The sequence below is a fragment of the Paraburkholderia azotifigens genome, from assembly GCF_007995085.1.
GTDB classification, from domain to species: domain Bacteria; phylum Pseudomonadota; class Gammaproteobacteria; order Burkholderiales; family Burkholderiaceae; genus Paraburkholderia; species Paraburkholderia azotifigens.
Map to the genome: position 1 here is coordinate 2,026,819 of NZ_VOQS01000001.1, position 22,812 is coordinate 2,049,630.

General features: G+C 63.0%; 17 protein-coding genes. 2 read left to right on the forward strand and 15 right to left on the reverse strand.

The genetic code is table 11. The annotated features are described in order from the left end of the window. Positions 1–162: 162 nt before the first annotated feature. On the reverse strand, positions 163–1,116 hold the full coding sequence (locus FRZ40_RS09020; RefSeq protein WP_147233913.1) for an IS5 family transposase: 954 nt from the start codon (positions 1,114–1,116) through the stop codon (positions 163–165). A gap of 670 nt (positions 1,117–1,786) precedes the next feature. Further along, positions 1,787–3,655: an ABCB family ABC transporter ATP-binding protein/permease gene (locus FRZ40_RS09025; protein ID WP_147233914.1), complete on the reverse strand. Its 1,869-nt coding sequence runs from the start codon at positions 3,653–3,655 to the stop codon at positions 1,787–1,789. Positions 3,656–3,946: 291 nt separating this feature from the next. On the opposite strand from FRZ40_RS09025, the gene FRZ40_RS09030 reads away from it, so the two are divergent. Continuing rightward, complete coding sequence (locus FRZ40_RS09030; RefSeq protein WP_035541312.1) at positions 3,947–4,342, forward strand: acyl-CoA thioesterase; 396 nt, start codon at positions 3,947–3,949, stop codon at positions 4,340–4,342. Between the two features lie 43 nt (positions 4,343–4,385). Here the strand turns inward: FRZ40_RS09030 and FRZ40_RS09035 are convergent, their stop codons facing one another. Next, complete coding sequence (locus FRZ40_RS09035) at positions 4,386–7,508, reverse strand: sensor domain-containing protein (protein WP_147233915.1); 3,123 nt, start codon at positions 7,506–7,508, stop codon at positions 4,386–4,388. 155 nt (positions 7,509–7,663) lie between these two features. Further along, positions 7,664–8,140: a nitrate reductase associated protein gene (locus FRZ40_RS09040; protein ID WP_147233916.1), complete on the reverse strand. Its 477-nt coding sequence runs from the start codon at positions 8,138–8,140 to the stop codon at positions 7,664–7,666. Between the two features lie 120 nt (positions 8,141–8,260). On the opposite strand from FRZ40_RS09040, the gene fdhD reads away from it, so the two are divergent. Beyond that, positions 8,261–9,082: a formate dehydrogenase accessory sulfurtransferase FdhD gene (fdhD, locus tag FRZ40_RS09045; RefSeq protein ID WP_147233917.1), complete on the forward strand. Its 822-nt coding sequence runs from the start codon at positions 8,261–8,263 to the stop codon at positions 9,080–9,082. Positions 9,083–9,112: 30 nt separating this feature from the next. On the opposite strand, the gene FRZ40_RS09050 is transcribed toward fdhD, so the two are convergent. The 11 genes from FRZ40_RS09050 to FRZ40_RS09100 form a co-directional block, all read right to left on the reverse strand. Then, the gene (locus FRZ40_RS09050; protein ID WP_028364953.1) at positions 9,113–9,877 is read right to left on the reverse strand and encodes an enoyl-CoA hydratase; all 765 of its coding nucleotides are present in this window, start codon (positions 9,875–9,877) and stop codon (positions 9,113–9,115) included. A 782-nt stretch (positions 9,878–10,659) separates the two neighbouring features. Then, entirely contained in the window at positions 10,660–11,859 is a 1,200-nt protein-coding gene (locus tag FRZ40_RS09055) for an acetyl-CoA C-acyltransferase (RefSeq protein WP_147233918.1), read from the reverse strand. An 11-nt stretch (positions 11,860–11,870) separates the two neighbouring features. Then, a complete protein-coding gene (locus FRZ40_RS09060; RefSeq protein ID WP_147233919.1) occupies positions 11,871–14,306 on the reverse strand; it encodes a 3-hydroxyacyl-CoA dehydrogenase/enoyl-CoA hydratase family protein in 2,436 nt (811 codons plus the stop codon). Between the two features lie 125 nt (positions 14,307–14,431). Beyond that, on the reverse strand, positions 14,432–16,219 hold the full coding sequence (locus FRZ40_RS09065; protein WP_147233920.1) for an acyl-CoA dehydrogenase C-terminal domain-containing protein: 1,788 nt from the start codon (positions 16,217–16,219) through the stop codon (positions 14,432–14,434). 94 nt (positions 16,220–16,313) lie between these two features. Next, on the reverse strand, positions 16,314–16,919 hold the full coding sequence (locus tag FRZ40_RS09070; RefSeq protein WP_028364957.1) for a TetR/AcrR family transcriptional regulator: 606 nt from the start codon (positions 16,917–16,919) through the stop codon (positions 16,314–16,316). 237 nt (positions 16,920–17,156) lie between these two features. Beyond that, the gene (gene clsB / locus FRZ40_RS09075; RefSeq protein ID WP_147233921.1) at positions 17,157–18,431 is read right to left on the reverse strand and encodes a cardiolipin synthase ClsB; all 1,275 of its coding nucleotides are present in this window, start codon (positions 18,429–18,431) and stop codon (positions 17,157–17,159) included. Beyond that, the gene (nudB, locus tag FRZ40_RS09080; protein ID WP_147233922.1) at positions 18,428–18,904 is read right to left on the reverse strand and encodes a dihydroneopterin triphosphate diphosphatase; all 477 of its coding nucleotides are present in this window, start codon (positions 18,902–18,904) and stop codon (positions 18,428–18,430) included. The genes clsB and nudB overlap by 4 nt, the downstream gene beginning before the upstream one ends. Positions 18,905–19,075: 171 nt before the next feature. Further along, positions 19,076–20,875 (reverse strand): aspartate--tRNA ligase, encoded by a 1,800-nt coding sequence (gene aspS / locus FRZ40_RS09085; protein WP_028364960.1) that lies wholly within the window; start codon positions 20,873–20,875, stop codon positions 19,076–19,078. A gap of 72 nt (positions 20,876–20,947) precedes the next feature. Next, the gene (locus FRZ40_RS09090; protein WP_147233923.1) at positions 20,948–21,604 is read right to left on the reverse strand and encodes a DUF502 domain-containing protein; all 657 of its coding nucleotides are present in this window, start codon (positions 21,602–21,604) and stop codon (positions 20,948–20,950) included. Between the two features lie 68 nt (positions 21,605–21,672). Further along, positions 21,673–22,017 carry an FmdB family zinc ribbon protein gene (locus FRZ40_RS09095; RefSeq protein WP_147233924.1) on the reverse strand — a complete coding sequence of 115 codons (345 nt, stop codon included), beginning with the start codon at positions 22,015–22,017 and terminating at the stop codon, positions 21,673–21,675. A gap of 139 nt (positions 22,018–22,156) precedes the next feature. Further along, on the reverse strand, positions 22,157–22,798 hold the full coding sequence (locus FRZ40_RS09100; RefSeq protein ID WP_028364963.1) for a methyltransferase: 642 nt from the start codon (positions 22,796–22,798) through the stop codon (positions 22,157–22,159). Positions 22,799–22,812: the final 14 nt, after the last annotated feature.

Here is a 22,812-nt window from a genome sequence, read left to right on the forward strand (position 1 = left end):
CCGCAAAGAAAGTAAGGGAAGGTCTGAACAACCCGTTTTCTGCCTGGGATCTCTAACTGGCACGCGCGCAGTGGAATTCGCGTCCTCATTCACGCTGTGTTGAACCGATGCCGGTCGCATCTTGCGCATGGACGCTGCGCCTTTGGGGGGCGTCTTCGCCCTTCATTTCGCTTTACCGAGCACCCCGCGAGCCAGCCAGAGATTGATCAGCGCGAACTGCGTTTCGATCTGCGCCGTGTTTTTCGCCAGTCCCCGATACCGCGCCTTCAGATAGCCGAACTGACATTTGAGCACCCGAAACGGGTGCTCAACCTTCGCCCGCACGCCCGCCTTGAGCCGCTCGACTTTCTCGTAGATTCTGTCCAGCCGCTTGCTTTTGTCCAGCTTTCTTCGCTTGCTCGGCCTCATCGCCACGTGCCACTGGACCGCCCCCGTTTCGCCTCGCTTCTCGATGCCCACGTAGCCCGCATCGGCAAACGCAACCTGCTCGTCGCCGTGCAACAGTTCATGCGCCACCGTGACGTCGTGAACATTCGCCGGCGTGCACTTCACGGTATGCACCAGCCCCGACTCCACATCGACTCCGATGTGCGCCTTCATACCGAAGTACCAGCTGCCGCCCTTTTGCGTCTGGCTCATCTCGGGGTCTCGCGTGCCAGCCTTCTTCGTCGAACTGGGTGCCGAAATCAGCGTTGCGTCGACCGCCGAGCCCACCTTGAGCATCAGGCCCTTCGCCTGCAGGATCTCGTTGACCGTCGCCAGCATTCTGGCCGACAGCTCATGGGCCTCAAGCAGGTGCCGGAATCGCAGGATCGTGCTCTCGTCAGGCAGCCGCGTCATACCCGTGCCCAGCAGCGCGAACTCCCGGTACAGCGGGATGTCGTGCAGCGCCTCCTCCATCGCCGGGTCCGAGAGACTGAACCATTGCTGCAGAAAGTGAATGCGAAGCATCGTCTGGATCGGAAACGGCGGGCGGCCAGTCTTGCCTTTCGGATAGTGCGGTTCGATGAGCGCAATCAGCTTCTGCCACGGCACCACGCGCGTCATCTCATCGAGAAACTCGCGCTTACGGGTGCGCTTCGTCGACAGATCCAGACCAAGACCAAGTTGTGTCATCACGCCACTCCATGAATTCTCCTGATCCCAGGATAGTCCAACCTCACGTCAACGCCAGGACTTTTGCAGAGATTCCTAAGCAAAGAAAGCGGGCTAACACCGCCAGTACTGGTCATTGCCTGCGGGCCCTCAACGGGTCCCGCACTCCAGACGGCATCGCACTTTTCCAAGCGTGTTGCCAGCGCATTGAACAAACGCATCACCCACTCCAGTCACCCGTAGCGCAGCCAGCGGCAGCGAACCGTCTGCGCCGCCCAGGTGGCAAACTGTGTGTAGCTTGTCGCACCTTACGCGTTGGCGCTCCTACGACACCGATCCCGCTTTTCAGTCCGGAGTGGTGCACTTTCGTCGCGACTGCCTACACACCGTTTGCCACCTGGGCGGCGGTTGATGTTTGGTAACGCGATTCGTGATGTTGGAATGTGAAGTGGGTGAGGCATGCGGTTAGCACGCTGGCAACGCACAGGGAATAGTGCGTTGTCGTCTGGAGTGCGGGACCCGTGGGGGGCCCGCAGGCAGACACAAGGATTGGCGGGGTTAGCCCGCTTTCTTTGCTTACTTTCTTTGCGGCGGCAAAGAAAGTAAGTGCCGCCCCGCACAGGGGCAACGCCTGAAGCACCGATGCGAAAACGCGGATGCCAGCAACAAACCAAAACAAAACAAACCAAACCTACTCAACCTCACCAGCATGCGCAGCCCCAGCCCTCTCCTGCTGCAAGGCCCACATCTGTGCAAAAAGCCCACCGTCCTGTAAGAGAGCAGCAAAAGTCCCACGCTCAACGATGCGCCCCTTATCCATGACGATGATCTGCTGGGCATGCACAACCGTCGACAGCCGATGCGCAATGATCAACGTCGTCCGCTCTCGCGCGATCTGATCCAACTCGTGCTGGATCGCGCGCTCGGAACGCGAATCAAGCGCCGACGTCGCTTCGTCGAACAGCAGCACAGGCGGATTCTTCAGCAAGGTCCGCGCAATCGCGACGCGCTGCTTCTCGCCGCCCGACAGCTTCAACCCGCGCTCGCCGACAGGCGTTTCATAGCCCTTCGGCAAGCTCTCGATGAACTCGTGAATATGCGCCGCGCGCGCCGCCGCGATCACTTCTTCGCGCGTCGCTGTCGGAAGCCCATACGCGATGTTGTAGTAGATCGTGTCGTTGAAGAGCACCGTGTCCTGCGGCACGATGCCGATCGACGCGCGCAGCGAATCCTGCGTAACGTCGCGAATATCCTGCCCGTCGATACGTATCGCGCCGCCCGTCGCGCGATCGAGATCGTAGAAGCGAAACAGCAGGCGCGCGAGTGTCGATTTGCCGGAGCCGCTGTGGCCGACTACTGCCGTCGTCGTGCCCGCGGCAATCGTGAAGCTCACGTCGTGCAGAATCGGACGCGACGGCTCATACGCGAAGCTCACATGGTCGAAGCTGACCTGCGCGCCCTGCACGACGAGCGGCGCCGCATCGGGCGCGTCGGGCACTTCGCGCGCGGCGCCGAGCAGCGTGAACATGCGGTCCATGTCGGTGAGACTCTGCTTCAGCTCGCGATACACGACGCCCAGAAAATTCAGCGGAATGTATAGCTGCAACATGAACGTGTTGATCAGCACGAGATCGCCGAGCGTGAGCCGCCCCGCCATCACGCCCTGCGTCGCGCGCCACAGGATGAACACGAGCCCGATGCCGATGATCGCCTGTTGCCCGAAATTCAGCGCCGACAGCGAATTCTGCGACTTGATCGCCGCCGCCCGATAACGCTTCAGGTTCTCGTCGTACCGCTGCGCTTCCCACTCTTCGTTGTTGAAGTACTTGACCGTCTCGTAGTTCAGCAGCGAATCGATCGCGCGCGAGTTCGCCTTCGAATCGAGCTCGTTCATCGTGCGGCGAAAATGCGTGCGCCACTCCGTTACCTTCACCGTGTACGTGATGTACGCGACCAGCGCGATCGCCGTGACGATCGCGTAATACGCCTCGTATTTGACGATGAAAAAGCCGAGCACCAGTCCGAATTCGACGAGCGTCGGCAAAATGCTGTACAGCGAATAGGAGATCAGCTGCGTGATGCCGCGCGTGCCGCGCTCGATATCGCGCGACATGCCGCCCGTCTGCCGTTCCAGATGAAAACGCAGCGACAGCGAATGCAGATGCCGGAACACTTTCAGCGCGAGCTGACGCACCGCGCTTTCCGTGACCTTCGAGAAGAGAATTTCGCGCAGCTCGGTGAAGAGCGACGTCGACAGACGCACCACGGCGTATGCGACCACCAGCAGCCCCATGCCGCCGAGCAGTACGACGCCGGGCGAATCCGTCGCGCGTCCGAGTGCCGTCAGGTGCTGCACGGAAGCAAGCCCGTCGACGATGTGCTTCATCACGATAGGCACGCCGAGATTGGCAACCTTCGCGCCGATCAGGCTGCTGAGCGCGAACACGACGCGCCACTTGTACGTCGCGAGATAAGGCAGCAGCGAAACGATGGTTTGCCAGTCGTTGCGCGGCTGATTCGAGATCGGCGACGGTTCGGACGATGCGGAATAGCGACGCATGATTTGTATTGTGGAAATACCTGCACGCTTGACGCGCGACTCGTGGGGAATGTGACGGACGACCGCGTTCGACACGCGGGAGCGGCCGTCCATGGCAGCCTGGAACGCGCCGGACGCGATGCGCTCGCAATAAGTTCGAGCGTGCGCTTTCCCGTACAATTCCTGATCTAACAATATTGTCGCAGAAGCCGGCTTGCGCCGCTTTCGCCGCGCTGACCGTTCGAGTCGTCCCGGTCATCGCGTTGTCGTAGAGCGCTCGCTGCAGGCTCAACTGATTCCATGGATGCCCCGATGACCCAGACTCTCCAACTCCCGCAGAAATCGTGCGCACTGCGCGTCGTCCCGCAACCGTCGGATGCGAACGTTCATGGCGATGTGTTCGGCGGCTGGATCATGGCCCAGGTCGACATTGCCGGCTCGATCCCCGCAAGCCGCCGCGCGAACGGCCGCGTCGCGACCATCGCAGTCAATTCGTTCGTGTTCAAGCAGCCGGTGTTCGTCGGCGATCTGCTGAGCTTTTACGCGGATATCGTGAAGACGGGCAACACATCGGTGACAGTCGCCGTCGAAGTCTACGCGCAGCGCATGAGCCTCGCGGAAGAAATGGTGAAGGTCACGGAAGCGACCCTCACCTATGTCGCCACCGACAGCGACCGCCGTCCGCGCGCATTGCCGCCGCTGGAGTAAGTACCGCGCGCCGCGCCCATTGCTGGCGCGGCACGCATCGCGGTCAGGCGTCGACCGTTGCGATCGCCGCGCTCTCGGCACCCCGCTGCAGCATGCCGGGAATCGCATCGTGCGGCAGCGGCTTCGCAAAGAAATAGCCCTGCATCTCGTCGCACGCGCGCTCCTTGAGGAAGTCGAGCTGCGTCGACGTCTCCACGCCTTCCGCAATCACCTGCAGATTCAGCGAGTGCGCGAGCGCGATGATCGCGGACGTGATCGTCTCGTCGTCCGACGATTCGCCGATATCCGACACGAACGATCTGTCGATCTTCAAGCGGTCCACCGGGAAGCGCTTCAGATAGCTCAAGCTCGAGTAGCCGGTGCCGAAGTCGTCGATTGCGAGACCGATGCCGAGCGCGTGCAGTTCGTTGAGCATCGACACGGCTTCTTCGGCGTTGCGCATGATGGTGCTCTCGGTCAGTTCGAGCTCCAGATACTGCGGATCGAGACGGGTTTCCTCGAGCACCTGCATCACGAGCTTCGCGATATCGCGCTGCTGGAACTGCCGTGCCGACAGGTTCACCGACACGCGCGCAGGCGGCAGCCCTTCGTCCTGCCACGCCTTGTTCTGGCGGCACGCTTCGCGCAGCACCCATTCCGACAACGGCCCGATCAGCCCGCTTTCCTCGGCGACGGGAATGAATTGCGACGGCGGAATCAAACCGACTTCAGGATCGTGCCAGCGCACGAGCGCTTCCATGCCGACCACCTGGCCCGTTTCGATATCGACCTGCGGCTGGTAGTGCAGCAGAAACTCGTTGTCGCGCAGCGCGCGGCGCAGGCGCCGCTCGAGGTTCAGGCGCGCGCCCGCCGACACGTTCATCTCCGGCTGATAGAACTGGAACGTATTGCGGCCCATATCCTTCGCGCGGTACATCGCAAGATCGGCCTTCTTCATCAGCGTTTCGGCGTCGTCGCCGTCCTGCGGGAAAAGGCTCGCGCCCATGCTGCAGCCCACGTACAGCTCCGTGCCGTCGAGCCACACCGGCTCCGAAATCGACGCGCGCACGCGTTCCATCCACGCGATCAGCGACTGCTCGTCGACGGTATCCGTCATCACGATCACGAACTCGTCGCCGCCATGACGCGCGACCGTGTCGCTTGCGCGGGCGCAACGCGCGAGACGGTCGGCGACCACCGACAACAGCCGGTCGCCGACGCTGTGGCCGAGGCTATCGTTGACGTTCTTGAAGCCGTCGAGATCGATGAACACGACGGCCACACCCTTGTGATGCCGCTGCGCGACGATCAACGCATGCTGCAGCCGGTCGCGCAGCAGATTGCGGTTCGGCAGGCGCGTGAGGCTATCGTAGTTCGCCTGATATTCGAGCTGCTCCTGATAGCGGATCAGCGCGGTCACGTCGTTGATGACGGCGATGTGGTGCGTCGTCTGTCCATCGGCATCGGGCACGGGCGCGATGTACAGCTGATTCCAGAACAGCGCGCCGTCCTTGCGGTAATTGCGCAGCACCGCGCTCACTTCGCGGTTCGCCGCGAGCGCCTGCCGGATCGCCGCAATGCCTTCCTGATCGCGGTCGTCGCGCTGCAGCAGGCGGCAATCCTGGCCGATCACTTCCTGCGGGTCGTATCCGGTGATGCGCTTGAACGCCGGATTCACGTATTCGATCAGATTGCCTTCCTTCGACGGCCCCGTGATCAGGATCGCGTTGACGCTCGCATCCAGCGCGCGGCTTTGCAGACGCAGCGCGAGGTCCGCGCGCTTGCGCTCGGTGATGTCGGTGTACGAGCCGAGCACGCCGATCACGCGGCCATCGCTATCGGTGAACGGCAGCTTGCTCGTCACCGTCGTTCGATGCACGCCGTCGATCACGATGTCGGTCTCGTAGTTCATCTTCGGCACGCCGGACGCCATGACGTCCGTGTCCTGGCGCGCGAGCGTTTCGGCGAACGAGCGCCACGGCATGTCCTCATCGCGCTTGCCGATCACCTGCTCCGGGTACGCGAGGCCCGCGTCGCGCGCGAACGCCATGTTGCAGCCCAGATAGCGCAGCTCCTTGTCCTTCCAGAAAATGCGCTGCGGAATGTTGTCGATCACCGTTTCCAGCATCTGGTTCGAACGCTGCGCTTCGGCTTCCGCGTTGATCTGCTCGGTGACGTCGTCGGCGAGCACGAACAGCGAGGGCCGGCCCATGAAGGTCATTGCGTGATACGAGATGTCGGCGCTGATCTGTGAACCGTCCTTGCGCCGGTGATGCCAGACGCCCGCCATCGTGCGCGGGCCGCCCGGCGTCACATCGCTGCGCTGCAAATGGGTCTCGAGCCGAGCGACTTCGGAATGCGGGCGGATCGCGCGCACCGTCATGGCCAGAAACTCGCTCTCCGAATAGCCGTATTGCTGGACGGCCGCCGCGTTGACGGCGAGAAAGCGCAGCGTATCGCGGTCGAAGATATACATCGGCACGGGATGCTGCTCGAACAGCCCGCGAAAGCGCTCGTCGTTCCGGTGCAGCGCGCGGGCGATGCGCAACTTTTCCCGCGCGACGTTTTCGCGCGCGCCGAACGTGTAGATGAGCAGCGCGCTGCCCGCGAGCATCGTCACGACGAGAAACAGCATTGCGTAGCGGGAATCGCGCGTCGAAGCCTCGAGCGCCGCCTTCAGCGCGCGGTCTTCCTGCGAACGCAGCTGATCCATGTGCGCCTCGAGCCGGTCGATTTCCATGCCGAGGCGCGTGTAGGTCTGCGCGGCCCATGCGCGCGAGCCATCCTGCTCGGGCGCCGTGGTTTTCGCGAGCGCGACCGCGATGTCCTGCTGCAGGCGCTTGCCGTTGACCGTGAGGCCTTCGAGCGCGCGGGCGACGCCCGGCTGTTCCGCGAGCTGCTCATGCAGCGCCCGGTCGATCTGCGCGAGCGACGCCGACATGTTCGCCGCCGCCTTCTCGGGGGCAGGCTCGGCCGACGCCTCGTAGCGTCCGAGCACGCCGAGGCCGTCCTCGAGCGTCGAGCGATAAGCTTCCAGGTTCTGACGGATGGCCGTCGAACGGACGGTGCGCGCATCGGCGTCGCGCTGTCCGCAAATCTGCGTGTACGCGACGAACGCGTTCGCGCCGACCGCAGCCGCGACGACGGCCAGATTGATCAGCAGCCGCTTCGATAGAAAAGAGATCATAGGTTCCGAACGTCGTTCGATCCTGCAGGCGGGGAGCGCAGGCGACGCGGTAGAACAGGGCGTAGCCGGGCGCAGCGCTTTACGCGCCAACCTTTGGATAACGGCAGCGTTCGGAAGAGATTGAGGGTAAAAACTGAAAAAATCTTGCGCCGGATTCAACCGGCGAGGCCGAATTCCTTCATTGCCGGCACGAAATCATGGTTGCTCGCGGTCTTGCGCGATAGTTTGGCGAGCACGTAACGCTGAAACGGCGCGAGCTGCGCCCATTGCGCGGCACCCAGCGGCGCAAGATTGGCGAGCTGCGCCTGGTTCAGCACGGTTTCCGGCACGACTGCAGTGTCGCGCCATGCCGGGTTATCCTCGGGCGTGAACCATTCGGGCTCGACGTTCGCGTGCGTGCGCATCATCTCGAACAGGGCGTGGTCGAAGTTCGGCTCGATCGCCGTGTCCTCTTCGACGGGAAAGCGCGCCAGCAGCGCGCGGTCTTCGTGCGGCAGCATCTGCCATTGTTCGAGCGAAATCCGCAACCCGAAGCGGTCGAGATTGAAACGGACGACCATCGGAATAAATTTCAGATTCTCCGAAGATTCAATCTCGAAGTTGAACAGCAGGGGCGCATCATTGAGTCCCATGACAGATTCCTCTTATTCGGCGGCCAACGCGCTAAGCCGGTCTGAGGTATTTTAGAACCTTATTCGCGGCGCGGCGGCCTTAGGGCTGCCGGGTCGCTGCTCTAGCGCAGGAGTCAGCAGGTGAACGAACTGGATACGGGCGAACAGCCGGGCATCGTCGAGCAAGCGGTGCGCCGGCACCGCGGCGGCGCGGTCGAGAGCGTCGCCGATCATGTTGGCCAGGAATGGCCCGTCGCGCTCGTCTTCAACGGCATTTCGCATGCGGTGATGATGTGTACACCGCGCGATCTGGAAGAGTTCGCGGTCGGCTTTGCGATTTCGGAGGGGATCGTCGAGCGCGGCGCGCACATTCAGGACATCGAGGTCGAGTTCCGCGACGGCAAACTGCCGCATGCGGAAGTGCAACTGACCGTCGTGCAGCAGGCGTTCGCCGCGCTGAAGGAGAAGCGCCGGGCGTTGTCGGGACGCACGGGTTGCGGCGTGTGCGGGATCGAGAGCATCGATCTGCTCGATCTGACGCCGGAGCGCGTGCCCGATACCGGCTTTTTGCAGCGCCTTGCGCCCGATGCGATCGCCCGCGCCGCGAAGGAACTGCCCGCGCATCAGGCGCTCACGAGGATGACAGGCGGCCTGCACGCGGCCGCGTGGTGCGACGCGACAGGTGCGATCCGTTACGCGTTCGAGGATGTGGGGCGGCACAACGCGCTCGACAAGCTGATTGGGCGTCTGTCGCTGGACCGCGTCGATACGCGCGAAGGCTTCGTGTTTCTGTCGAGCCGCGCGAGCTACGAGTTGGTGCGCAAGGCGGCGCGCGTCGACATTCCGATGGTCGCGACAATCTCGGCACCGTCGTCGCTGGCCATCACGATTGCGCGCGAAGCGGGCGTGCGGCTGGTGAGCTTCTGCCGCGAGTCGAGTTTCGTCGATTACGACACCGTGTGACGTCTGCTCCTTCCCTGCGCGGCTGCCCGCTCAACTGAACTGACGGAAGTCTGGCTTGCGCTTCTCGAAGAACGCCTTGAACGCTTCCTTTGCTTCGGGCGCGAGCAGCATCTTCGCGAAGTGCACGGCCTCTTCCGTCATTTGCGTCTGGATTTCGTGCTGCGCGGCGCGCTTCATCATCTGCTTGGTGACGCGCAGCGACGACGCGGGCAGCGCGGCCAGCTTCTGCGCCTGCTGGAGCGCGAACGCATCGACTTCGGCGGCGGGCAGCAGCCGGTTCACGAAGCCCATGCGCTGCGCTTCTTTTGCGTCGAAGGGTTCGCCGAGCATCAGCTTTTCGGCCGCCGCCTGATAGCCGGCCACGCGTTGCAGGAGCAGCGACGACGCGGCTTCCGGGCACAGGCCGAGTTGCGAGAAGGGCAACGAGAAAGTGGCTGTGTCGGCGGCGTAGACGAGATCGCAATGCAGGAGCAACGTCGTGCCGACACCGACGGCAGCGCCTGCCACGGACGCCACCAGCGGTTTTTCCGCCGAGCTGATCGCGCGCAGGAACTGGAACACGGGCGCGTTTTCGCCGACGGGCGGCTGCTTCATGAAGTCTTCAAGATCGTTGCCGGCGCTGAAGATGCCCGCGCTTCCGCGGATCAGCACCGCACGGATTTGTGGGTTTGCCTGCGCTTCGACCAGCGCGTCGGCCATCGTTTGATACATCGCTGCCGTAATCGCGTTTTTCTTTTCGGCGCGGTTGAAGGCGATGGTTAGCACGTCGAGCGTGCGGGTTAGTTCGATTTCCACTGCGTGTCTCCTGTGTGCGGTTGTTCCATCCGCAATGTCGGTTTGCTTTTGCTTTCGCTGGCATCCGCGAATTCGTATCGGTACTTCATGCGTCGCCCCTGTGCGGGGCGGCACCTACTTTTCTTTGCAGCGGCAAAGAAAAGTAGGCAAAAGAAAGCCGCTCACACCGCCAATCCTTGTGGTTGCCTGCGGGCCCCCAACGGGTCCCGCACTCCATACGGCATCACGCTACTTGTCGCTCGTTGCCAGCGCGCCAAACAGGCGCATCACCCTCTCCAATCACCCGTAGCGCAGCCAGTGGCAGCGAATCGCCTGCGCCGCCCAGGTGGCAAACTGTGTGTAGGCAGTCGCACCTTACGCGTTGGCGCTTTTACGACACCGACCCGCTTTTCAGTCCGGAGTGGTGCACTTCCATCGCGACGGTCTACACACCGTTTGCCACCTGGGCGGCCGGGGACTTCCTGGTAACGCATGCGTGACGCGGGCAGGCGAAGCGGGTGAGGCGTGCGGTTAGCACGCTGGCAACTTGCGTGAGACAGCGGGTTGCCGCGTGGAGTGCGGGACCCGTGGGGGCCCGCAGGCAACCACTAGAACTGGCGGGGTGAGCGGCTTTCTTTTGCCTACTTTTCTTTGCCGCTGCAAAGAAAAGTAGGTGCCGCCCCGCACAGGGGCAACGCTTGCAGCACGGATACGAATTCGCGGATGCCAACGCTCACGCCCAAGAACCACCCACGAGCAGCCCGCAAGCAACAACAACAACAACAACAACAACAACCCCAAAATCAAAGCCGCTCAATAATCCCAGCGGCACCCATGCCCGTGCCAACACACATAGTCACCATCCCATACTTCAAATTCCTGCGGCGCAAGCCATGAACCACCGTAGCAGCACGAATCGCACCCGTCGCCCCGAGCGGGTGCCCAAGAGCGATGGCGCCGCCGAGCGGATTAACCCTGGAAAGATCCAGCCCAAGATCCCCGATCACAGCCAGAGCCTGCGCAGCAAAAGCCTCATTGAGCTCGATCCAGTCGATATCGTCCTGCTTCAAACCCGCGGCCTTCAGCGCCGCAGGAATCGCCTCTTTCGGCCCAATGCCCATGATCTCCGGCGGAACCCCACGCACAGCGAAGCTGACAAACCTCGCCAGCGGCGTCAGATTGAACTGCTTGAGAATCTTCTCCGACACGACAATCAGCGCGCCCGCGCCATCCGACGTCTGCGAGCTGTTGCCCGCCGTCACCGAACCCTTGTTCGCGAACACGGTGCGCAGCTTCGCCAGCCCTTCCATCGACGTATCCGCACGCGGACCTTCGTCCAGCGCCACCTCGCGCGTCTTCACGCGCACCTCGCCCGTCGACAGATCGGGGAAGCGCTCGGTGATCGCGTACGGCGCGATCTCGTCGGCAAACTCGCCCGCCTGTTGCGCGGCAACCGCCTTGCGGTGCGATTCGACGGAGAACTGGTCCTGCTGCTCGCGGCTCACCTTCCAGCGCTCGGCGACCTTCTCTGCCGTCAGGCCCATGCCGTAGGCGATGCCCACGTCCTCGTTGCGATCGAAGATATGCGGCGACAGCGACGGCTTGTTGCCCATCATCGGCACCATGCTCATCGATTCACAGCCACCCGCAATCATCACGTCCGATTCGCCGACGCGAATGCGGTCCGCCGCCATCGCAAGCGCCGTCACGCCCGATGCGCAGAAGCGGTTCACCGTCACGCCGCCGACCGTGCTCGGCAGACCGGCGAGCAGCGCGCCCATTCGCGCCACGTTCAAACCCTGCTCGGCTTCGGGAATCGCGCAGCCGATGATCGCGTCCTCGATCAGCGACGTGTCGAGACCCGGCACCTGCGCAACAGCCGATTTGATCGCGTGTACCAGCAGTTCATCCGGGCGCGTGTTCCGGAACATCCCGCGCGGCGCCTTGCCGATCGGCGTGCGGCTCGCGGCAACGATATATGCATCCTGCAATTGCTTTGTCATTTGAGGCTCCCTCAGTTGCGCACCGGCTTACCCGTTTGCAGCATGCCCATGATCCGTTCCTGCGTCTTCTGCGTGCCGAGCAACTCGACGAACGCACGACGCTCCAGCGCCAGCAGCCATTCTTCATCGACCAGACTGCCCGCCTCGACGTCGCCGCCGCACACCGCTTCCGCGATCCGGCTCGCGATCAGGTAGTCGTGCTCGCTGATGAAACGGCCGTCGCGCATGTTGACGAGCGACGCCTTGATCGTCGAAATCGCCGAGCGTCCGGCGACGGGCACCTGCGTCACGCGCAGCGGCGCGCGATAACCGGCCGCCGCCAACGCGCGCGCGTCCTTCTTCGCGGTGTCGAGCAGTTCGAAGACGTTGAAAACGATCGTGTCCGACGGCTTCAGATAACCCATCGTCCGAGCATCGAGTGCGGACGCCGAGACCTTCGCCATCGCCGCGTTCTCGAACGACTTCTGCAGGAACTTGAGCAGGTCGCTGGTTGCGCCGACTTGCGTCGCGGCTTCGGCGGCACGCAGCGCGGCTTCCTTCAGGCCGCCGCCCGCGGGCACCAGACCGACGCCCACTTCGACCAGACCGATATAGCTCTCGATATGCGCGACACGCTTCGCGCTATGCAACAGCAGCTCGCAACCGCCGCCGAGCGCGATGCCCGACACGGCCGCGACCACGGGCACGTTCGCGTACTTCACGCGCAGCATGCCCTGCTGGAACTTCTTCACGAACGGCTCGATACCCTTTGCGCCGCCCATCATGAACGCGGGCATCGCCTCTTCGAGATTCGCGCCCGCCGAGAACGGACCGCCCGGCGCGCCGAGTTTCAGCGACGTCGGCTGCCAGATCACGACGGCCTTGTAGTCCTTCTCTGCGATATCGATGGCCTGCGTCAGACCGTCGATCACCGACGGTCCGATCGTGTTCATCTTGCTCTTGAACGACACAATCAACACATCGTTCTCGCCCGCGCGGTCATCGACCCATGCGCGCACCGCATCCGTTTCGAACACGGTCTTGCCGTACGTCTTCGGATCGGCGCCCGTCTCGCCCGCGAGCGGCGCGCGGAACACCTGACGGTCGTAGACGGACAGCGACGAGCGCGGCACGAAGCGCTTGTCAGCCGGCGACCACGAGCCTTCGTTCGTGTGCACACCGCCCTTCTCCGCGACGGCGCCTTCGAGCACCCACGCGGGCAGCGGCGCATCCGACAGCGCCTTGCCCGACGCAATGTCGTCCTGCACCCACCCGGCGATCTGCTTCCAGCCCGCCGTCTGCCAGCCTTCGAACGGACCTTCGTTCCAGCCGAAGCCCCAACGGATTGCGAGATCGACGTCGCGCGCGTTGTCGGCGATCGACTCGAGATGCACGCCGATGTAATGGAACACGTCGCGGAAGATCGCCCACAGGAACTGCGCCTGCGGATGCTGCGACTCGCGCAGCAGCTTCAGACGCTCGGCGGGCGGGCGCTTCAGGATGCGGCCGACGAGTTCGTCTGCCTTCGCGCCGCCGTCGACGTAGCTGCCCGACTTCGGATCGAGCACCTTGATCGCCTTGCCTTCCTTCTTGTAAAAACCCGCGCCCGTCTTCTGGCCGAGCGCGCCCTGCTGCACGAGTCCGGCAAGCACGACAGGCGTTTCGTAGACGGGGAAGAACGGATCGTCCCCGAGGTTGTCCTGCATTGTCTTGATGACGTGCGCCATCGTGTCGAGCCCGACCACGTCCGCCGTGCGGAACGTCGCCGATTTCGCGCGGCCGAGGCGGCTGCCCGTCAGATTGTCGACTTCATCGAAGCGCAGACCGAACTTCTCGGCTTCCTTGATGACCGCGAGGATCGAGAAAATGCCGACGCGGTTCGCGATGAAGTTCGGCGTGTCCTTCGCACGCACGACGCCCTTGCCGACCACGCTCGTCAGGAATGTTTCGAGTTGATCGAGGATCTCCGGGCGCGTCGTTGCCGTCGGAATCAGCTCGACGAGGTGCATGTAGCGCGGCGGATTGAAGAAGTGCACGCCGCAGAAGCGCGACTTCAGTTCATCCGAAAAGCCCTTCGACAGTTCGGTGATCGACAGGCCCGACGTATTCGTCGCGAAGATCGCGTTCGCGCCGATGTGCGGCGAGACCTTCTTGTACAGGTCGTGCTTCCAGTCCATGCGCTCGGCGATCGCTTCGATCACCACGTCGCATTCGGCGAGCTTTTCGATGTCGTCGTCGTAATTGGCGGGCTGGATGTATTGCGCGTCGTCCTTCACGCCGAACGGCGCGGGCGACAGCTTCTTGAGGTTTTCGATGGCCTTCAGCGCGATGCCGTTCTTCGGGCCTTCCCTGGCCGGCAGATCAAAAAGCAGCACGGGCACCTTGGCGTTGATCAGGTGCGCAGCGATCTGCGCGCCCATCACGCCGGCGCCGAGCACGGCGACCTTGCGAATGATCAGATTGCTCACGTCGTTCCTCCGGGGCGTTATGCGGTGTCGCGAGTCACCGCGCGCGGGCTTCGACGAGCGGCGCGCGGCATGGGTGTGAGAGTGGGCGGGCGGCGCATGGCTGACATGCGCCGCCCTCGATGGCGTTAGAACAGCGCTTCGTCGATTTCCATCAACGTCTTCGATCCGGCGCGCGCGGCGCGGATCGTCGAGGCCGTTTCGGGCAGCAGCTTCGCGAAGTAGAAGCGTGCGGTGGCGAGCTTCGACTTGTAGAACGGATCGCCGGAAGCCTCGTTGTCGAGTGCGATGCGCGCCATGCGGGCCCAGAAGTACGAGAACACCAGATGGCCGACGGTGCGCAGATACGGCACGGCGGCCGCACCGACCTCGTCCGGGTTCTGCATGGCCTTCATGCCGATTTCCATCGTCAGCTTCTGGACCTTGTCGCCGATGTCCGCGAGCGGATTGACGAACTCCTGCATCTCCGGCTTGATGCCTTCTTCCTCGACGAAATCCGTTACCAGCTTGCCGAACTTCTTCAGCTTCGCGCCCATGTCGCCGAGCACCTTGCGGCCCAGCAGATCGAGCGACTGAATCGAGTTCGTGCCTTCGTAGATCATGTTGATGCGCGCGTCGCGCACGTACTGCTCCATGCCCCACTCGGCGATGAAGCCATGCCCGCCGTAAATCTGCATCGCCATGTTCGTGCCTTCGAACGCGTTGTCCGTCAGAAATGCCTTGATGACGGGCGTGAGCAGCGCGACGAGATCGGCGGCTTCCTTGCGCACGGATTCATCGGCGTGCGACAGCTCCTTGTCGATCTGCAGCGCCGACCAGTACGTGAACGCGCGCGCGCCCTCCGCGTATGCCTTCTGTGTGAGCAGCATGCGGCGCACATCGGGATGCACGATGATCGGGTCGGCGGCCTTCTCGGGCGCCTTCGGGCCCGTCAGCGAGCGCATCTGCAGACGCTCTTTCGCATAGACGAGCGAGTTCTGATACGCGACTTCCGTCAGACCGAGGCCCTGCATGCCGACACCCAGACGCGCCGCGTTCATCATCACGAACATCGCGTTGAGGCCCTTGTTCGGCTCGCCGACGAGCCAGCCCTTCGCGTTGTCGAGATTGATCACGCACGTCGCGTTGCCGTGAATGCCCATCTTGTGTTCGATCGAGCCGCACTTCACGCCGTTGCGCTCGCCCGGATTGCCGCTTGCGTCGGGAACGAACTTGGGCACGACGAACAGCGAAATGCCCTTTGTGCCTTGCGGCGCGTCCGGCAGGCGCGCGAGCACGAGGTGAACGATGTTGTCGGCGAGATCGTGTTCGCCGCTGGAGATGAAGATCTTCGTGCCGCTTATCGCGTACGAGCCGTCGCTGTTTGGCTCGGCCTTCGTGCGCAGGATGCCGAGGTCGGTGCCGCAATGCGGCTCGGTCAGGCACATCGTGCCCGTCCATTCGCCCGACACGAGCTTCGGCAGATACGCCTGCTGCAGGTCCGGCGTGCCGTGCGCGTGCAAGCACTCATACGCGCCGTGCGACAGACCGGGGTACATCGTCCATGCCTGGTTCGCCGAGTTCAGCATCTCGTACAGCGCGTTGTTGACGAACGCGGGCAGGCCCTGGCCACCGTAGTCGGGATCGCAGCCGAGCGCGGGCCAGCCCGCCTCGACGTACTGGCGGTAGGCTTCCTTGAAGCCCTTCGGCGTGGTGACGACGCCATCGCCTTCGTATTTGCAGCCTTCCTGGTCGCCGCTCTGATTCAGCGGGAACAGCACTTCCGAGCAGAACTTGCCGGCTTCCTCGAGCACCTGGTTGATCGTGTCGGCATCGAGATCAGCGTGCCTGGGCATCTGTTTGATCTCGGCTTCGACGTTCAGCAGCTCGTGCAATACGAATTGCATGTCGCGCAGCGGCGCGGCGTACTGTCCCATGTGTCTCTCCAATCAATCCAAAGGTGTTGGCTCGAGCTCCGCTGCCAGCCTCCCCGCCGTCTGGATCCATCCGATGAGGACCAGGCCAGGCTCGCTAGCGGCTTGCGCTCTCGCTCTGATACGAAACAATCAGTTTTTCCAGCGCGGCCCACGTGAGGCGCACGGCATCGGGCAGATGCAGGAAGCGTGCGTCATGATGCAGGCCGAGCGTGAAGCTATACAGTTCGAAGAGCATCAGTTGCGGATCAGTGTCCGCGCGCAGATGCCCTTCATCCATTGCCTGCGAAATGGCTCGCGTGAGCGCCGCGCGCCACATCGTGACGCTCGCCACCAGCTGCTCGCGCACCGCGCTCTCCGCGCGATCGTCGTACTCGACCGCGCCGCTGATGTAGATGCACCCGGTCGTCACTTCCTGGATGCGCTTCTCGATCCAGCGCGAGAGCATCGCGCGCAAGCGCGGCAAGCCGCGCGGCTCGCGCAGACTCGGGAAAAACACCTCGTCCTCAAAGCGACGGTGATATTCGCGCACCACTTCGACCTGCAGGTCTTCGCGCGACCCGAAATGCGCGAACACTCCGCTCTTGCTCATCTGCATGCGCTCGGCGAGCAGACCGATCGTCAGACCTTCCAGTCCGTCGCGGCTTGCCAGATCAAGTGCTGCATCGAGAATCGCGGCTCGCGTTTGTTCGCCTTTTCGCATAGCTGTGTACCGTCTGATTTGATCGAAAGAAAATCGAACGGTCGTACCATTATTGTGGGCGACCGTCCGCGAAACAAGATATTTATTAGAAACGGGTTTCTAACCAGGTTTTGATTTTCCGTCATTCGTCAATCAGACGATGCGGAATTTTTAGAATCATTTGCCAGAAATGCGCTGGGTTGTCTCCGAATTCTGATTGTGATGACTGGATTTCGTCTGCGTTATTCGGTCAGCTTCTTAATCGTAGCCGCCGACGGTCAGCAGTTTCATCGCGATCCGATAGGTGTTGTACGCGAACCAGTTCAGAAGACGCTCGCCAGCGGGACGCGCCTCATAGTGTTTTTCATCGATGCGGCGCGACTCGTCGAAGGCGGCGAGAATCGAATTGCGCAACTGGTCGATCTCGGGATGCAGTACGAGCATGACATTGGCCTCGTTGTTCAGCATCAGGCTCAGCGCGTCCAGATTCGACGAGCCGACCGTGCCCCAGTTCGAATCGACGACGGCGACCTTGCCGTGCAGCATGGTCTTCTCGTACTCGGCGATCTTGACGCCCGACTTGAGCAGCGTGCGATAGAGGAACGGCACCGCGTAATCGAGCACGGCGAATTCCTTCCTGCCGATCACGAGCCGCACGTCGACGCCCCGCTGCGCCGCGTACATCAACGCGCGCCGCAGCTTGCGCCCCGGCATGAAGTACGGATTGGCGAGCAGCACTTCGGAGCGCGCCTGGCCGATGGCGGTCAGGTAGGCCTTTTCGATCGCGCGACGGTTGACGAAGTTGTCGCGTGCCACAAAGGCGATGCACGGCTCGGCCATCGCGCGCATGTCCGCGTTTCGGCCGCCGTTGCCCGTGCTGCGTCGTACGCGCACGAAGCGCGCGGTCGCGGCCTGCGGTGTCGCACCGCCGACCGCGGGCGGCGCGAGTGCCGGACGATGGCCGATACGGATGCGCTCCCACTGCACGTCGATCGCTTCGAGCACGTCGGCCACGACGGGCCCTTGCAGCTCGACGGCGAAATCCCAGCGCGCGTAGGGCAGGCGCGTGCCGTTCTGGTCGAAGTCGTCGACGATATTGATGCCGCCGCAATACGCGAATTCGCCATCGACCACGGCGAGCTTGCGGTGCGTGCGCGAGAAGCCGAAGCGGCCAAAGATATGCGGGTTGTAAATTCGATGCTCGATGCCGGCTGCCTGCCAGTCGTTGAACATCGGCAGGCGCTCGGTGCCGACGCCGTCCGTGATCACGCGCACGTGCACGCCGCGCGAGGCGGCGCGGATCAGCGCATCGGAGACGGGACGGCCCGCGGCGTCGTCGCAGAAGATATAGGTTTCGAGCGCGACATCGCTTTGCGCGGCGTCGATGCGTTCGATCAGCGCGACGAAATACGGCTCGCCCGCCGTGAAGAGGCGCACCGAGTTGCCGGAACAAAAGCGATACCTGGACCAGTAGCGCCGGCCGGGCAGATGCTGCGTCAGCCGGTCGAAGCGGCGGCGGTCGCCGCCGCTCATCGGCAACGCTCCTTCACACGCTGCGGCAATCGCAGGATCGCGTCGCGATTGGACCACGAGAAGCAGCGCTCGGCGGCCTCCCGCCAGGGCAGCCACAGATGCGCGGTGTGTTCGAGCGGCGCGAGCGTCACTTCGAGGCGCTGCGGCACCTGCAGGCTGAACCAGTGCTCGGTGTTGTGCGTGACGCCCTCTGCATAGCGATGACGCCACGTCGGAAAGATTTCGAACTCGATATGGTGATGCCAGTCGACGAGCGCCTCGCGCGGTACGGCTTCGCTGCCGATGACGATGCCCGTCTCTTCCTCGACTTCGCGGATCGCCGTGTCGACGAGCGGTTCGTCTGTATGCTCCTTCGAACCCGTGACGGACTGCCAGAACGCTTCCCGGTCGGCTCGTTCGATGAGCAGCACGTCGAGTTCGGGCGTGTGGATGACAACGAGGACGGATTCCGGAATCTTCGGCGGTTTCGGCATGGTGATAAAGCGGGCGCGGTGTGGCGTGATGCATCGCGCGATGCATGTCGGACGGCAGAGCTTACAACGACTGTAACGCAAAAAGCGAAAAAGGCGCATATCGCGCCTTTTTCGCTGCCTGTTTCGCGCGCCTGTCGTTGTTTTAACGACGCACCGCGCGAGCGGTCACATTTACGCCTTCTGCTCAGGCTGACGCAGACGGATATGCAGTTCCTTCAGCTGCCGTTCGTCGACTTCGCTCGGCGCCTGCGTGAGCAGGTCTTGCGCGCGCTGCGTCTTCGGGAACGCGATCACGTCGCGGATCGAGTCTGCGCCCGCCATCATCGTCACGATACGGTCGAGACCAAACGCGATACCGCCATGCGGCGGCGCGCCGTACTGCAGCGCGTCCAGCAGGAAGCCGAACTTCAGGCGCGCTTCTTCCGCACCAATCTTCAGCGCGCGGAACACCTTGCTCTGGACGTCTTCCTGGAAGATACGCACCGAGCCGCCGCCGATTTCCCAGCCGTTCAGCACGATGTCATAAGCCTTCGCGAGGCAGCGGCCCGGATCCGTTTCCAGATACTCGAGGTGCTCGTCCTTCGGGCTCGTGAACGGGTGGTGAGCGGCGACGTAGCGGTTTTCCTCTTCGTCGTATTCGAACATCGGGAAGTCGACGACCCACAGCGGCTTCCAGCCTGCTTCGACCAGACCGTTCGCCTTGCCGAATTCCGAATGACCGATCTTCAGACGCAGTGCGCCCAGGCTGTCGTTCACGACCTTCGCGCGATCCGCTGCGAAGAAGATGATGTCGCCGTCTTGTGCGCCCGTGCGCTCGATGATCGCTGCAATGGCGGCATCGTGCAGGTTCTTGACGATCGGGCTTTGCAGACCGTCACGGCCCTTCGCCACTTCGTTGACCTTGATCCACGCGAGGCCCTTCGCACCGTAAATGCGCACGAATTCCGTGTAGCTGTCGATATCGCCACGCGACAGCTCGCCGCCCTTCGGCACACGCAGCGCCGCGACCCGGCCGTCCTTCGTGTTCGCGGGCGTGCTGAACACCTTGAAATCGACGTCCTTCATCGCGTCCGTCAATTCCGTGAATTCGAGCTTCACGCGCAGGTCCGGCTTGTCCGAACCGAAGCGGCTCATCGCTTCCGAATACGGCATCACCGCGAACTTCGCATCCAGCTCGACGCCGATCGTTTCCTTGAAGACATGACGCGTCATGTCTTCGAACAGATCGCGGATTTCCTGCTCGCCCAGGAACGACGTCTCGCAGTCGATCTGCGTGAATTCCGGCTGACGGTCGGCGCGCAGGTCTTCGTCGCGGAAGCACTTGGTGATCTGGTAATAACGGTCGAAGTTCGCGACCATCAGCAGCTGCTTGAACAGCTGCGGCGACTGCGGCAGCGCGAAGAACTGGCCCGCGTTCACGCGCGACGGCACGAGGTAGTCGCGCGCGCCTTCCGGCGTGCTCTTGGTCAGCATCGGCGTTTCGATGTCGATGAAGCCGCGCGAATCGAGATACTTGCGCACTTCCATCGCCACGCGGTAGCGCAGACGCAGGTTGTGCTGCATTTGCGGACGGCGCAGATCCAGCACGCGATGCGTGAGGCGCGTGGTTTCCGACAGGTTGTCGTCGTCGAGCTGGAACGGCGGCGTCACCGACGCGTTCAGCACGGTCAGTTCGTGGCACAGCACTTCGATCTTGCCGCTCTTCAGGCCGGCGTTCGTCGTGCCTTCCGGACGGTTGCGCACGACGCCCTTCACCTGGACGCAGAACTCGTTGCGCACGCCTTCTGCCGTCTTGAACATCTCCGCACGGTCCGGGTCGCAGACAACCTGAACGAGGCCTTCGCGGTCGCGCAGGTCGATGAAGATAACGCCGCCGTGGTCGCGGCGCCGGCTCACCCAGCCGCACAGCGACACGGTTTGACCCAGCAGGTGTTCGGTCACCAGACCGCAGTATTCAGATCTCATCGACATGATGTTTGTCTTTCGTTTTGCATTGGTTGAACGGCGTGCGCCACATTGTGTTGCGGGCGGCGCGAGCCGGCATTACAGCGGTGGCTCGACGGGCGTGCGGCGCTCAGGCAGCGGCTGATTCGCCGGCGGAGCGACGACGCCCATCGAGACGATGTACTTGAGTGCGGCGTCGACGGTCATGTCGAGCTCGATCACTTCGGCTTTCGGCACCATCAGGAAGAAACCGGACGTCGGGTTCGGCGTGGTCGGCACGTACACGCTGACGTGGTCTTCCTTGAGATGATTGACCACGTCGCCGCCGGGGATCCCCGTCAGAAACCCGATGGTGTAGGAACCCTTGCGCGGGTATTCGATCAGCAGCGCCTTGCGGAACGCGTTGCCGCTCGACGACAGCAGCGTGTCGGACACCTGTTTGACGCTGGTATAGATCGGGCCGACGACGGGAATGCGCGCAACAATCAGCTCCCACCAGCCGACCAGCTTCTGCCCTACGAAGTTCTGCGTCAATAGTCCGACGACAAAAATGAAAGCAAGCGTCAACACGGCGCCAAGGCCGGGCAGGCGGAAGCCGAGCACCCGTTCCGGCTGCCACGAACGGGGTAGCAACAGCAGCGTCTGGTCCATCGTGCCGATGATCAGACCAAGCACCCACAACGTGATGGCGAGAGGCACCAGCACCAGCAGACCCGTCAGAAACACCGATTTGAGCGTCGTCTTTTTCGTCGTCATGTATACCGCCAGAAATCCGCGCGGATGCATTGCGCGGCGTCTACGTCACCTCGAGGTGGCGAAAACTGCTAGGTGCCCGAGCTGCTGGCAGGAGCAGGCGCCGCTGCGGGAGCGGCGGCCGGCGCGCTCGTGGCTGCGGCGCTGTCGGACGAGGACGAAGCCGTGTCCGGCTTGCTCTCCGTCTTCGAACCCGATGCGGACGCACCATTGCTGGCAGCTCCGCCCGAATTGCCGCCACGGAAATCCGTGACATACCAGCCCGAACCCTTCAGCTGAAAGCCGGCGGCGGTAACCTGCTTGCGGAATGCATCGGTTCCGCACTCCGGGCATTGCGTCAACGGGGCGTCGCTCATTTTCTGGAGCACGTCCTTCGCGAAGCCGCATGACTCGCATCGATAAGCGTAGATCGGCATGACCTTATCCCTACTGAAAATCTCTTTGAACGCTTGCAAAGCCTTGAATTATAGCCGCAAACAATGGCCGGCCCTGGAATTCGGGGGAAACGGCCGGCATAACACCCGATCTATTAAATGAGGGCGCTTCAGGCGAAGATCAAGCCCTTGCTGCGCCGCGTCGACGCCACGTCAGCCAGCGCTCCCGCCCCGCAAAAACGGCGATCGAATCGTCGACGGGTTCGTCTTCCACCAGCTCGAAATGCGGCGACAGCAGCGCGTCGAGGTCGGCGCGCTCGATGCCGAACGGCGGGCCCTTTTGTGTCGCGCCGATGAAGAAGAAACCGGCGAGCAATCCGCCTGCGGGCAGGAGTTCCGCCATGCGCGCGAGCCAGTCCGCGCGCCGCGCCGGCGGCAGCGCACACAGGAAGGCCCGCTCGTAAATCCAGCCGGGCTCGAAAGGCGGCTGATAGGTAAAGAAATCCGCCTCTTCAACCAGGCTGGCATGCGCGCCTAGTTGAGTACGCGCAGCCTCGACCGCGCGAGGCGAGAAATCGATCGCGCGCACGGACCAGCCTTTCTCCGCGAGCCACCACGCTTCGTACGCGCTGCCGCAGCCCGGAATCAGAACAGGCGTCGGCGCGTGCCGCTCGACGAACGCCTTGAACGCGGACGGGACACCCGCCTGATCCCAGGGCGTGAAGCCGCGTCCGAACCGTTCGTCCCAGAAGCCGGGCGCGTTCGGATCGCGGTTCTCGAAGTCTGCCGCGGAAGGAGGAACGGTCGGCCGCTTGTCGCTCATGGAAACACCTCGTG

Coding starts and splice junctions, on each gene's coding strand:
- FRZ40_RS09055 (WP_147233918.1), bottom strand. CDS start 11,859: ATGACAAAGCAATTGCAGGATGCATATATCGTTGCCGCGAGCCGCACG.
- FRZ40_RS09030 (WP_035541312.1), top strand. CDS start 3,947: ATGACCCAGACTCTCCAACTCCCGCAGAAATCGTGCGCACTGCGCGTC.
- aspS (WP_028364960.1), bottom strand. CDS start 20,875: ATGTCGATGAGATCTGAATACTGCGGTCTGGTGACCGAACACCTGCTG.
- FRZ40_RS09100 (WP_028364963.1), bottom strand. CDS start 22,798: ATGAGCGACAAGCGGCCGACCGTTCCTCCTTCCGCGGCAGACTTCGAG.
- FRZ40_RS09035 (WP_147233915.1), bottom strand. CDS start 7,508: ATGATCTCTTTTCTATCGAAGCGGCTGCTGATCAATCTGGCCGTCGTC.
- FRZ40_RS09090 (WP_147233923.1), bottom strand. CDS start 21,604: ATGACGACGAAAAAGACGACGCTCAAATCGGTGTTTCTGACGGGTCTG.
- FRZ40_RS09020 (WP_147233913.1), bottom strand. CDS start 1,116: ATGACACAACTTGGTCTTGGTCTGGATCTGTCGACGAAGCGCACCCGT.
- FRZ40_RS09065 (WP_147233920.1), bottom strand. CDS start 16,219: ATGGGACAGTACGCCGCGCCGCTGCGCGACATGCAATTCGTATTGCAC.
- FRZ40_RS09040 (WP_147233916.1), bottom strand. CDS start 8,140: ATGGGACTCAATGATGCGCCCCTGCTGTTCAACTTCGAGATTGAATCT.
- FRZ40_RS09070 (WP_028364957.1), bottom strand. CDS start 16,919: ATGCGAAAAGGCGAACAAACGCGAGCCGCGATTCTCGATGCAGCACTT.
- FRZ40_RS09025 (WP_147233914.1), bottom strand. CDS start 3,655: ATGCGTCGCTATTCCGCATCGTCCGAACCGTCGCCGATCTCGAATCAG.
- clsB (WP_147233921.1), bottom strand. CDS start 18,431: ATGAGCGGCGGCGACCGCCGCCGCTTCGACCGGCTGACGCAGCATCTG.
- FRZ40_RS09095 (WP_147233924.1), bottom strand. CDS start 22,017: ATGCCGATCTACGCTTATCGATGCGAGTCATGCGGCTTCGCGAAGGAC.
- nudB (WP_147233922.1), bottom strand. CDS start 18,904: ATGCCGAAACCGCCGAAGATTCCGGAATCCGTCCTCGTTGTCATCCAC.